Source organism: Carboxydothermus islandicus (assembly GCF_001950325.1).
In the GTDB taxonomy this organism is placed as follows: domain Bacteria; phylum Bacillota; class Z-2901; order Carboxydothermales; family Carboxydothermaceae; genus Carboxydothermus; species Carboxydothermus islandicus.
The window spans coordinates 1-13,449 of sequence record NZ_BDJL01000019.1; the positions used below are offsets into that span (position 1 = coordinate 1).

General features: G+C 34.8%; 7 protein-coding genes. 5 read left to right on the forward strand and 2 right to left on the reverse strand.

Annotation, left to right across the window (positions count from 1 at the left end):
- Nucleotides 1–535: 535 nt before the first annotated feature.
- From ciss_RS03980 to ciss_RS04005, 5 genes are all read left to right on the forward strand, one after another.
- The gene (locus tag ciss_RS03980; RefSeq protein WP_075865016.1) at nt 536–1,414 is read left to right on the forward strand and encodes an apurinic/apyrimidinic endonuclease family protein; all 879 of its coding nucleotides are present in this window, start codon (nt 536–538) and stop codon (nt 1,412–1,414) included.
- 807 nt (nt 1,415–2,221) lie between these two features.
- On the forward strand, nt 2,222–5,338 hold the full coding sequence (locus ciss_RS03990; RefSeq protein ID WP_235837234.1) for a DUF499 family protein: 3,117 nt from the start codon (nt 2,222–2,224) through the stop codon (nt 5,336–5,338).
- Entirely contained in the window at nt 5,338–5,907 is a 570-nt protein-coding gene (locus tag ciss_RS03995; RefSeq protein ID WP_075865019.1) for a DUF3780 domain-containing protein, read from the forward strand. The genes ciss_RS03990 and ciss_RS03995 overlap by 1 nt, the downstream gene beginning before the upstream one ends.
- A gap of 12 nt (nt 5,908–5,919) precedes the next feature.
- The gene (locus tag ciss_RS04000) at nt 5,920–8,826 is read left to right on the forward strand and encodes an anti-phage-associated DUF1156 domain-containing protein (protein WP_075865020.1); all 2,907 of its coding nucleotides are present in this window, start codon (nt 5,920–5,922) and stop codon (nt 8,824–8,826) included.
- A gap of 11 nt (nt 8,827–8,837) precedes the next feature.
- Nucleotides 8,838–11,555 (forward strand): phospholipase D-like domain-containing anti-phage protein, encoded by a 2,718-nt coding sequence (locus tag ciss_RS04005; RefSeq protein WP_075865021.1) that lies wholly within the window; start codon nt 8,838–8,840, stop codon nt 11,553–11,555.
- A gap of 39 nt (nt 11,556–11,594) precedes the next feature.
- Here ciss_RS04005 and ciss_RS04010 read toward each other — a convergent pair whose 3' ends face one another.
- Nucleotides 11,595–12,071 (reverse strand): hypothetical protein, encoded by a 477-nt coding sequence (locus ciss_RS04010; RefSeq protein ID WP_075865022.1) that lies wholly within the window; start codon nt 12,069–12,071, stop codon nt 11,595–11,597.
- 23 nt (nt 12,072–12,094) lie between these two features.
- Nucleotides 12,095–13,449: helicase-related protein (locus ciss_RS04015; RefSeq protein ID WP_166503980.1), on the reverse strand; the 1,355-nt coding region annotated here is incomplete at its 5' end.

Genomic DNA, 13,449 nt, shown 5'->3' on the forward strand with positions numbered 1-13,449 from the left:
ATTTAGGGAGAAAATTATACTCATTAAAAGATTATTCAATATAAAACGGTAAAATTACTCTATTGAGAGTGCCTGGTTAATGACTTAAAAGCAAAAAAAGCTTACAAAGCAAAAAGCATAAATATATAATGGCTTGAAATCTTTTGAATATAGTGTTATGATAGTTAATAAATAAGTATATTTTTAATTGCGGTTCAAGTGTTCCAAGGCCAAGATTAAGTACCCCTACCCGAGAGACATCTGCTACTTCAGTTAAATTACTCCAAGTAGCAACAATCGAGCCAGTTTAATTTACTTTCTTTTTACTTTTTTTCCCTTTATTTATTTTTTGCAATTAAAAAAATATGAATAAAAACAATTAGACAGCAAAAAAGAAGGAGTTTTGCTTTTTAAGGAAAGATTAAAGGGGAAATGGTGGGGAGGGGGTATAATAGAGGTACTTGGTAAGAAGTTGAACCGCATTTTATGTTTAAGCATAAAGTAAGGGTATATAATATTTTCAATTAGTCTTAAAAATATCAGAAAGAGGATTTTTATGAGTTGTTTAATACCAGTAGATTATCATGGTTTGACTTATCCTTTTAATATAAAGCCTACCATTTCAGAAGTAGCTGGGCATTTTGATATAAGAAAATTAAAAAATAACAATATTTATTATTCATTACACACGGAGTATAGTTATAGTAGAAGAAAATTTGATACTCAAATAGTAAAAAATCTTAATAATATTTGTAATGCAAATAAAAATGGGATTCCAATGCTTTGGTTTTCGAAGGAGTGGGCTTTAGAATTTGCTGAATTTATAAAGATACTTACCGCTGATAATAATCCTCCTAAAATAATAGAAATACATCCTCCATTTTCGGATTATAGTAATATCTCAAAATTTATTGATATGTTTAAATATTTTGAGTATGAAGTCAAAAGTTCTTTTCCAGATGTGGTATTGCTAATTGAAAATAGAAGTGGATCGCATTACTCATATGGCACATTTATTATTTCAAAAATTGAAGATCTTTTAGAAATATCAAATGCTATCGATAGATTAAAATTAAATTTAAAAATTGCTTTAGATATACCACAGCTTTTTACTGCTCATCAAATAAGCAAATCAAAAGTTGAACAAATGATAGATATTATGGATAATCTTAAAAATATTCGACATAACATTTGGGGTTTACATTTATGGGGCAAAAAAGATACACTAAGGAGAAGACGAGAAGCTCATTATGGAGACCTAAATACCTATTTTATGGGAGATTTAAATATTAAAAAATTGTTTCTTTTAAAGTTATATGAGGTTTTAAATGATGAAATTTGTAGATATTTTGTTCCAGAAGTCAATAGTGGAGAAAAGGATTTATTTTCAATTGTTCAAGATTTGATAAATGCTGGGTTTAGTTTTATATATTAGAATCGAAAATATACCAGCGAAAATTTAACTAATGTCGGGATCTATCGTGATTAGATTGAAAGAATGTATAATTTTGCTTTGCAAGACCTGGTAAGTGATTTGATAAACTTTTGGGGTTTGAAGTTATAAATGCCTTTAAAAATGCCTTTAAAAATTATTTTTTGCTAAGATGTGTTCAAAAAGATAATAGCAACTTCGTTCTTATAGAGACTAGTGTATTTGGCAAAGCAAAAATGCAGAAAATGGTACAGAAAATTATTGGCAAATACTACCTCAAAAAGATACTTATAAGTAAAAATTTAACAAGTAGAGAGGATGTTTTTAAATCTATAACGCAATTTTAAATACCTGGATATCCTTCTTATTTGCTTCACACAGAAACGCAAATAATGAAAAATTTTACTATTATTTGCAATGCGCATAAAAACGGGATTCCCATGTTTTGGTTTTCGAAGGAGTGGGCTTTAGAATTTGCTGAATTTAAATGAAGTGCATACCTGAGTTCATGTTAGAAGAGAATACTCTATCATATGAAGAGTTTTTAGAAGAGCGCGCAAACTAATGATTATAAGATTGAAGCTTGGTTTGAAAACTGGTTAAAAGCTCCCTGATTGTGGGAGCTCTACTTATTTATATGGTAACTTAGGCATAATTTTAACTAAACAAAATTTGGAAAAAATAAGGATTTATTATAAAGTTTTTGCTTTTAAAAGGAAACCATGCCTTTTTGTCAAATATATTACTTAAAAAATTTAGTTATTGTTCCCTGGATAGAGAGCAATTTTATTTTGCTACGTGGAGGGATTAATGTACATGAAAACCTTATATGAACTATGTAAACCAAGAGAAAGTGTTTTTGATGAAACTAAACGAGATGATGTCTTAGATTTGACCGATTTGGTGGAAAACCGTATTGACCCTTACCGCTTTTTTGAAGAAAACTTTATCACCCAGGGTATGAAGACTTTGTTTGATACAGCTTTTAAAAGATTTCACCGGAAAAGTGCTACCGGGGTCATAAAGCTAACCCAGGCTATGGGTGGCGGTAAAACCCATAACATGATAGCCTTAGGATTACTTGCTAAACACCCCGAATTTCGGGTAAAAATCTTAGGTGAAAGCTATAAAGATAGTCATTTAGGTCAAATAAAAGTTGTAGCCTTTACTGGAAGGGAAAGTGATGCTCCTTACGGGATATGGGGAGCAATAGCAGAACAATTAGGTAAAAAAGAAATGTTTAAAGACTACTACTCACCCCTTCAAGCACCTGGACAGACAGCCTGGATTAACCTATTAAAAGGCGAGCCACTTTTAATCCTTTTAGATGAGCTTCCTCCCTATCTTGAATATGCCGAGGCCATACAGATAGGTAATTCCAATTTAGCAAAAGTGACTACTACTGCTTTATCAAATCTTTTTAATGCCCTTGGCAAAGAAGAGCTTTCCAATGTTTGTCTTGTTATTTCTGACTTGCGGGCTGCATATGAGTTTGGAAGCGAACTAATTCAGAAAACATTTAAAGAATTAGAAAATGAAATAAACCGTTCAGCCATAAATATTGAACCGGTAAATACTGGTTCCGAAGAAGTTTACCACATTTTAAGAAAAAGGTTGTTTAAAAAATTACCCTCAGAAGATGAGATTAACGAAATTGCTACAGCCTATAAAGAAGCGGTATTTTCAGCAAGGCAAATGGGTTTAACCAATATTACCCCCGAAGAGATTTATCTGGGGATTAAAGAAGCTTATCCTTTCCATCCTTCGCTTAAAGATTTATTTGCCCGTTTTAAAGAAAACCCGGGTTTTCAACAAACTCGCGGTTTAATTCGGCTAATGAGGATAGTAGTTTCTCAGCTTTATTCTGGAAATAATCCTAAAGCTGCTGAAAAATATTTAATAAGTGCCTCGGACTTTGACTTAAACGACCAACAAATGCGAACTGCCATAACCCAGATAAAGCCTTCATTGGCCAATGCCATTGACCACGATATAGCTGCCAAAGGTATGGCGATTGCCGAGATTATCGCTAAAGAACGTGATAATAGTGGCGTTGAAGATGTTGCAAAGCTTATATTAATCTCATCTCTGGCAGACGTTCCAAATGCCATTTTAGGTTTAACATTATCAGAAATTATTGGCTTTTTAGCAGCACCCGATAAAGATATCACCAAAATTAAAGAAGGTTTTGATGAGTTTGTTTTACGTGCCTGGTACTTATTCAACGACCGGGACGGTAAGCTATTCTTCCAAAATACCAAAAACCTGATAGCAGAACTGAACTCGCTTGTGGATTCCTATGATAACGAAAGTGCAAAGAAAGAACTACGAACCTTTCTATATGAAAAATTTAAACCTTCTATAGGGGATTGCTACCAAAAAGTCTTAGTATTTCCGGCTGTTGATGAAATTGAAGTTACTGCTGATAAAGTTACATTAGTTTTATTTGAACCCTATCCAGGAGGAATTGGTCTTCATCCTGATTTAGAAAAATTTTATGAAAACTTACGATATAAAAACCGAATTATGTTTTTGTCAGGCGCTAAAAGTACCATGGACAAATTATTACGGGCTGCTAAAGAACTTAAAGCAATAAATCACATAATTAAGCGGATGCAGGATGAGAGAGTTCCCGAAAGCAATCCCCAGTATCAAAAAGCCCTTGAGAAGAAAGATAAGATTCAATTGGCAGTACTGCAGGCAGCAAGGGAGACTTTTGTTTCCTTGTTTTATCCAACCAAAAATGGCTTATTGAAAGCTGAGTTTTTAATGGAGTTTCAGGGCAATGACTATAAAGGGGAAGACCAAATTAGAAGGCTTTTAATAGAGAAACAAAAATTTACCGAGGATACCAGTAGTGAAACCTTCAGAAGAAAATGTGAAGAACGTTTATTTGTTCAAAAAGAAATGCGCTGGGCAGATATTAAAGAAAGGGCAGCAACAAATCCTATCTGGCAATGGCATCATCCTGATGCCTTAGATGCCTTGAAAGATGAAATGTTAAGAAAAGGTTTTTGGCGGGAGCATGGGGGCTATATTGAAAAGCCACCTTTTCCAAAAGAAAAAACTTCCGTACAAATCAGGGAAATTGGGCGAGATGAAAATACGCGGGAAATTATCTTACGAATTACCCCTCTTTTTGGTGATAAAGTATATTATGAAATTGGAGGGAAAGCCACTGTAGCTTCTCATGAAGTTGAAAATTTAAATGAATTTAGAACAACTGCAGTAAAGCTTTCTTTTCTTTGTGTTGATTCTACCGGAAATTATGAAGCCGGGGATCCGGTAGAGTGGGTTAATAAAATTGAATTGAAATACCAGGAATATAGTATAGGAAATGATACAGCCATAAAAATTGTTTCAATACCACCTGCTACCATTAGATATACTACCGATGGTTCCAATCCCAAAGAAAATGGCGGGCTTTATGAAGATAAAATAATTGTACCAAAAGACGTTAATTTAGTTTTAGTTGTTGCAGAAGCTGATGGGATTTATTCTGATGTTTTAACGATAAGAATTCAAAAATCAACTGAATCAGAAGTAAAAGTGGAGACCGCAAAACCATTAACATTGAATCTAAAGCAAAGATTACAAACCAGCAGTATTGCTGAAACTTATGCGGAGTTAGAGAAATTTAAACGCTACCAAGTTAAAATTTCTGATATTAACCTAACGATAGATTTGCAAAACGGTAATAGCAGTTATGCTGATCTGGTGCTAAGTGAAAAAATCTGGCTTACAGCGGAAAACATCGAAACTTTAATAGATTCATTGAGGCAAAATATAGCCAATGAGGCAGAAGTCAAAAATATCATTTTAAAAATCAAGAAACTATCTTTTCCTTCAGGACAGGCTTTTTTGGACTGGGTAAAAGATAAAGAAATATCTCTTACAAAATTTACACAACAGGAGATTGAGCAGTAATGACAAAAAAAGTTGAAATCTTTGGCTTTGGTTTTAATCCTAAAGAGTCCCAGCATCATTTTTTGGTAATAATTCCCAAGGGTAAAGACGAAAAAGTAATTATTTTTGAACGATTTATCTGGCAGGATGGTGTAGAGAAGCAACAAATAGACTATTCGATTGATAAACCCAAAGTAGAACTTTCCAAACACAAATGGAAGCTAATTGAAGAAGCTTTAAAAAATGAATTTAACGCCAGATTAAAAAAAGAAAAACTCCCAGTTGGGAAATGGACTACTGGACAGGTGCCGGTAAACCGCCTTTTTGGTAAAGAAATGGTGTTATTAGCCTGGGCAATTGAAGACTCAGATCCTTCGGTAATTCCAACAGCGATAAAAAACTGGCAGGGGTTAAGCCCGGAGGAGCGCTGGTGGCTTTTTACGATGACTAACGCTTCTACCGGAGGTTTGTATGACCGCCGAGGGTGGCGTAAAGCTATTCGTTATGCCTTAACGGAAAATCCGGTGGAAGAGGTTAACAGGCAAATTGACTTATTTGAATATTTAATTCAACGCAAAATAAATGAATAAAGGTGAGAAAGAATGAAAAACTCTGATTTGTCGTTTATAGAAGTTCAATTTCCTGTATCAAAAGTTTCTAAAGAAAGTTATAAAGAACGAAAAGCCGGGAGTGGTCAGACTTTAACAGGCCTTGGCAAGTGGTGGGGTAGAAAACCTCTTATCTTAGTGCGGGCTGCTCTTTTAGGGCTTTTGCTGCCTGCAACAGCGAATCCCCAAAAAGACCGGGAAATATTTTTAAAAATTTTAATGATGGATGAAGAAGGCCTTTGGCTTAGAAAAGATAAATCAATACCGGCGGAGGAAATTTACTCGTTCTTAACACCCGATGAACGGGAAAAATACTTTGAGGTAAAAGGGGAAGAAGTATCTTTAAAGAAAAACCTTGCCCGGGAAGAAAAAGAAAAGCTGCAAAAACTTGCTTTTTACCGTATGGGTTATGACGATAAGCTTAAATACTGCCGGCGGCCGGAAGAAATTGAAAATCTGCCCCAAGATGCATGGCAAGAGATTAACGCTTATCTTGGGACGAAGGCTACAAACTTCCAGGAACTTTTTCGGGAATTAGGACAGAAGAAATTTGGTGAAATCCCCACTGTTGGCGACTGTTTTTGTGGAGGTGGAAGCATACCGTTTGAAGCTGCCCGCCTTGGGTTGAATGTATATGCTTCTGATTTAAACCCTATAGCGATGCTTCTTACCTGGGCTTCATTAAATATTTTAGGAAAATCTGAAGAGGAGATAAAAAAGCTTCAGGAGTTTCAGGAAAAAATCTTTGCTTTAGCTGACCAGCAAATAACCAGGTGGGGGATAGAACATAACGAAAAAGGGGAAAGGGCAAACGCGTATCTTTACTGTAATGAAACCGTTTGTCCCAAATGCGGCTATAAAGTACCGTTAGCTCCTTCCTGGGTTATTGGGAAAAATACCAAAACGGTAGCTCTTTTAAAAGAAAATCCAGAAGGCAAAAACTTTGAAATAGAAATAAAGTCTAATGCTAATTCGGCAGATTTTAAATATGCCGAAAAAATGGTAACAATTAGGGGGGATGAAATCTATTGCCCCCACTGTGGAGAAACTACTCCCATTGCTGTTTTACGGAAAGACCGTAAAGGTGAAGACGGAAGTACTATCTATGGATTGCGGCGCTGGGAAAAAGACGAGTTTATCCCAAGACCGGACGATGTGTTTCAGGAAAGACTGTACTGCATACGGTATGAACGGGAAATAGTTGATAATGGCAGGGTTAAAAAAGAAAGATATTACACCGCTCCTACCCTGGAAGATTTAAAGCGAGAAGAAAAAGTAATAAAGCTTTTACAGGAAAGATTTAAGGAGTGGCAGGAGAAAGGGTATCTACCCAGTAGCAGGATTGAGGAAGGGGAAAAAACAATTGAGGTTATTAGAAATAGAGGATGGACTTACTGGCACCAGCTTTTTAATCCCCGGCAGCTTTTAATCCATGGGCTTTTAATGGAGTTAATCGACCGGGAGGCTAAGACCCGGGAGGAGAAGGTTGTAGGGCTGCTGGGGGTTAATAGGCTATATTATTATAACTCAAAGCTTTGCATATGGGATAATGGAGGTGAAAAAGGTCAGCAAACTTTTTATAATCAAGCATTAAATACTTTATTTAATTTTGTTACTAGGGGATTTATCTTAAATAAGGAAAACTTTTTTGTGGTATTTAAAAATATATTATCAAAAAATATTAATATTATTTTAATAACACAAGATGCTAGAAATATTAATGCTTATTGTCATCTTTGGTTAACCGACCCACCATATGCCGATGCTATAAATTACCACGAGTTAAGTGAGTTTTTCTTAGCCTGGGATAAAAAGTTTTTAAAAGAAGTTTTTCCAGACTGGTATGTTGATAGTAAAAGAGCTTTAGCAGTTAAGGGGTCGGATGAAAGTTTTAAAGAAAGCATGGTGGAGATTTACAAAAATCTTGCTGACCACATGCCGCCTGACGGCATGCAAATAGTAATGTTTACCCACCAGGATGTTGGGGTTTGGGCGGATTTGACATTAATCCTGTGGGCAGCGGGGCTTAAAGTAACTGCTGCCTGGAATATTGCCACGGAAACGGAAAGTGGGGGGTTAAAAGAAGGCAACTATGTAAAAGGAACAGTTTTACTGGTTTTAAGAAAACAGGATTCGGAAGAAACAGCGTTTTTAGATGAATTGTATCCGGAAATTGAAATGGAAGTTAAACGCCAGATAGACAGCATGCGGGAAATTGATGATCAAGACCAGCCAAATTTTAGTGACCCTGATTACCTGTTAGCAGCTTATGCTGCGTCTTTAAAGGTCTTAACTTCTTATAAAAAAATTGAGGATATTGATATCCAGTATGAATTAACCAAGACCTCTAAAAAAGGTGAAGAATCACCGGTTGAAAAAGTAATTAGAAATGCAGTAAAAATTGCTTATGATTATTTGACACCTCAGGGTTTTGATAGTTTCACCTGGAGAACTTTGAGTCCTGAAGAGCGATTTTATATCAAGGGTCTTGAGTTAGAAAAGCAAGGAATTTATCAACTTTCGGCCTATCAGGAGTTAGCCAGGGGATTTGGAGTTAAAGAATATAAAGAACTTTTGGCAAGTACCAGGGCCAATCATGCCCGTCTGAAAACTTCCCGGGAATTTGGCATGAGGGGGATTGGTGGTAGTACCGCATTTAGTAATTCTCTTTTGCGAAATGTTTTAGCAGCTTTAAATTTAGCCATAACCAGAGAAGATACACTATCCGGGAGAAACTGGCTTTACAATGAACTGCCCAATTACTGGGGAGTTCGCACTGCTATCTTGGAAATTTTGGATTTTATAGCTACCTTTGAATACATTTCTACAATGCCGCACTGGCATGAAGAAGCAAAATATGCCAAACTCCTACGGGAATTAATTAAAAACGATGGAGTTTAGGGAGTGATACTTTGATTTACCGCTATTCCTCTCGCCGTCAGAGATTAGATGTTCATTTTTTAAATAAAAAATTAGAAGGGGCAAAAAGTTACGACCGAATTGCCGGGTATTTTAGTTCGTCTATTTTAGAAGTTGCCGGTGAAGCGATAGAGAAAGTTGAAGGGCCAGTGCGGATAGTTTGTAACTCGGAAATGGAGAAAAAAGATGCTCTTACCATTAGTGCTGCGTTAAACTCTTTGCGGCGGGAGTGGTGTAGCAAAAAGCCCGAGGAGATTTATAAAGAATCTGGGCGACTGATAAAACTATATGAATTAATTAAGGCAGGAAAATTATTAATAAAAGTACTGCCCAATGATTTATTTGGTTTAATCCATGGAAAAGCCGGGGTTATTACTTTAAAAGATGGAAAAAAAACAGCGTTTATCGGCAGCGTGAATGAATCCTATTCGGGCTGGAAGTTAAACTACGAAATACTGTGGGAAGATGATTCAGAAGAGGCAGTAAACTGGGTGCAGGAAGAATTTGATTATTTCTGGAATCATAGTTATGCTTTTAATCTTCCGGATTTTGTAATTGATGATCTAAAGAGAATAGCTAACAGAAAAATCATAACCACTATAGACGAGTGGCGAAAAAAACCTGAACCAGCTGCTACTGTTATTGAAACTCCAGTTTATCGGGAAGAGCTTGGCTTATGGGAGCATCAAAAATATTTTGTTAAACTTGCCTTTGAAGATCATAAAAAACCATATGGAGCAAGATATGTTTTAGCTGATATGGTGGGCTTGGGTAAGACCATACAGCTTGCCTTGGCAGCGGAATTAATGGCTCTGTATGGCGATAAGCCAGTGCTGGTAATAGTTCCTAAAACCTTAATGTGGCAGTGGCAGGATGAACTTAAATCACTACTTGATTTACCTACCGCGGTATGGACGGGGAAAGAGTGGGTTGATGAAAACGGTATAAGCTATCCGGCTAATGACGACTTTGCTATTACTAAATGCCCAAGAAGAATAGGAATAATTTCTCAAGGACTTATAACCCGTAACTCACCCCAGGTGCAGTATCTATTAAATTTAGAATATGAATGTGTTATTGTTGATGAAGCACACAGAGCCCGGCGCAAAAATTTAGGTCTTGGGAGAGAAGACGAGAAGCCGGAACCAAACAATCTTTTGAAGTTTTTATTGGATATTTCAAAAAGAACAAAAAGTATGCTTTTAGCTACTGCAACTCCGGTGCAGCTTTACCCTATTGAAGCCTGGGACTTATTAAATGTTTTGGCACAAGCCAATGATAGTGTACTGGGGAGTAAATATAGTTATTGGCGAAGATACCCTGGTAGGGCTATACGGCTAATTACTGGGCAGGAGAAACTTGAAGGATCTTTATATGAAAAATGGGAATGGTTAAGAGATCCTTTTCCGCCGGCTGAAGAAGATGAAAAAATTTTTGGTCGTATACGAGAGGAACTGGGATTAAAGGAAGATGAATTTGTTGTAAAACCTGAAGCATTGGATATGTTAGATGAACCGGTAAAAAAAAGACTAAACTTTATTTTTGAAGATAATTTTATTGTAAAATACAATCCTTTTATTCGGCATATCGTAAGGCGCACTCGAGAATTTTTAGAAAATACGATTAATCCAGAGACGGGTGAGCCTTACCTAAAAGGTGTTAAAGTAAAACTTTTCGGAGAAAGTGATGAGGAAGCTATAGTGTTGCCTCCTTATTTACAGCAGGCTTATGAATATGCTACTGAGTTTTGTGATTTGCTGGCAAAAAGGCTTTACCAAAGGGGTGGAGGAGGCTTTTTAAAGACTCTCTTACTTCGTCGGGTAGGGAGTACGATTATAGCGGGAAAACTAACAGCAGAAAAAATGCTGGCCAACCGCACTGAATACTTGGAGGACTTAGCGGCAGAAGAAGATGACGATGTTGATATACCTGTTCAGGAAGACGCAATGCGGATTTTAACTTCTGAAGAGAGGGAATGTTTGGAGAAATTTTTAAAAACTTTAGAGCTTAATAAAGAAAATGACCCTAAATTTAACCTGGTCTTAAAACTTTTAATAGATGAAGGGTGGTTAGAAAGAGGTTGTATTATTTTTTCTCAGTATTTTGATTCAGTTTACTGGGTAGCGGAAAACCTTTCAAAGCGGCTCGCTTTTGAAAAGATTGGAGTTTATGCGGGTGGAGATAAATCAGGGGTATTTTTAAATGGAATTTTTGACAGGAAAAGTAAAGAGGAAATTAAACGGATGGTTAAAAACCGAGAGGTTAGGTTGTTGATTGGAACTGATGCAGCCAGTGAAGGATTAAACCTACAGACATTAGGTTCGCTTATTAATTTAGACCTTCCCTGGAATCCCACCCGGCTTGAGCAGCGAAAAGGTCGGATTCAAAGGATAGGTCAGATTTACGATGAAGTATATATCTACAACATGCGTTATAAAGGGTCGGTGGAAGACAGGGTACATCAACTGTTATCGGAACGGTTTGCTAATATTTATGGAATGTTTGGCCAGCTTCCTGACGTTTTAGAAGATGTTTGGGTAAATGTCGCGTTAAATAACCTGGAAGAAGCCAAGAGAAAAATTAACGAAATACCCCAAAAGCATCCTTTTGAATTAAGATACGATCGTATCGAGAAAGTTGATTGGGAAAGTTGCTCGGAAGTACTTAATAATCTTGAGCGGAAGAAACATTTGGTTAAGGGGTGGAGGTAATTAGATATTCTAAAGAGAAGCTGTTATGGCTTCTCTTTTTTACACTTCAAAAAGGTTACTTGGGAAATCCATGTCAAAATACTTTATCTTCACAACTTGAGTAGGAAAAGTTAAATTTAATTGTTCTGGGGATTTAAATTTATCTTCACTAAAAAGAATAATGTTAGATAATATAATACAACCAATTGTATGATTTTCATATATTTTGTAATCATCTAATTTATTTTTATTAAATAATTTATTAAAACGTTTTATAAAATCTGAAAAGCTTTCTACCCCATTTCTGGTACCAAATTTATACCAAGCTTCAATAATGGTAAGATTTTCATAATATAAAAAATCACCGTAACCACAAATTTTTCGATAAGGAGCTTTCAAAAGAAATAAAAATTTATCACCAAATTTAAGTCTTTTTATATTCCAGGGGGTAGGTGTCCAAAAATTAACTTCCCTATGGGTGGGATTATTTTTAAAGTAATTATACCATCCAATGTCAGTTGGGGATATAGCAAACACAGTTATCACCCTTTACAAATAAATTATTTTAATGATTCTGGAAGAAAATCATAAAAATAACCGTATTCTGTAGTTTGGTCAAAAAAAGAAGGTAAAGAAGAAGATTTGATTGGCTTTAAATATACTTTTTTACTTTTCTGGTCAATTTTTTTTATTTCCCACGATCGACCTGCGAAAATTAGTGTTTTGGCATTGGTGTTTGCTAAAGACAGGTTGCCGAGAATTAAACTTGAAGTTATGTCTATCGCTTGATAATTTGCTCTGGTGGGTATATTTGAATGGACTGGGAAATCATAACGTTCTAATAGGTCAATTGTTTTAGACAAAGCAATTAATAAGTCATCTTTAATTGTAAGATATTTTTCTTTTTCTAAATGGTCAATAATTAACTTTAAGATATTTTTATCAATGTAATTTGAAAAAATATTTATAAGATAATTTAGATTTATCTTATAAGAAAATTGTATGAAGCAGGAGAAAATTTGTTGTATTGCTACAGAGTAATCTATATTATTGCAAGTATAATTATCTATATACTTACCTGCAAATAAATTATTAAAAACTCTTAATTCTGATTCATCTCTATAAATTCCCAAAATATATCTTTCATTAGTTTTCCGGCCTGCTCTTCCAATTCTTTGCTTGTAGCTTTTAAATGTTAAAGGCGGACCGTATAAACCCACTGCTTGAATGTCTCCGATGTCTATACCAACTTCAAGGGTACTTGTGGAAACACATATTGCACTTTTGTACTCTTTAAAATTTTTTTCAGAATTTTTTCTAATTTTTTCGCTTAAATTTCCGTGATGGATAAATATATATCCTTGCCAATCTTTTTTTAATTTTTCATAAAGCAATTCAGTATCTTCACGGGAATTACAAAAGATTATCGTTTTATAAATTTTATTTTGTTTAATTTTATTTAAAATATCATTTTCAGATAGAATAAAAAAATTATCGTTTATTTTATTTTCTTTTACTTCAATAATTTTAAAAGTATTAGAATATTTTTGAATAACGTTATTGGGATTATTGAGAGTTGCAGTCATGAATATTTTTTGCAAGGGATTACGTGCAATGTATTCCAATCTTTTTATTAGAATTTGAAGTTGATAATTTCGATAATTTTCTTCAAATACATGGAGTTCATCAATTATTAAAAATCTAACATTTTCTAAATACTTTGATTTTCTTGAGATTAATGAATCAAAACTTTCTAAGGTAGTTATTAAAAAATTAGTTTTATTTTCATTAAAATTATTTTTATCGCCTGTTTTTATACTTAATTTAATATCCAAATCGAAAAATTTATTCTTTAAACGCTCATATAAATCATTGGCTAAGGCTTTAGTGGGTACAATATATAAACCTAATAAAC

Bases quoted from the DNA above. Each gene is read 5' to 3' on its own strand.
- ciss_RS03980 (WP_075865016.1), top strand. From the start codon at position 536: ATGAGTTGTTTAATACCAGTAGATTATCATGGTTTGACTTATCCTTTT.
- ciss_RS03990 (WP_235837234.1), top strand. From the start codon at position 2,222: ATGTACATGAAAACCTTATATGAACTATGTAAACCAAGAGAAAGTGTT.
- ciss_RS03995 (WP_075865019.1), top strand. From the start codon at position 5,338: ATGACAAAAAAAGTTGAAATCTTTGGCTTTGGTTTTAATCCTAAAGAG.
- ciss_RS04000 (WP_075865020.1), top strand. From the start codon at position 5,920: ATGAAAAACTCTGATTTGTCGTTTATAGAAGTTCAATTTCCTGTATCA.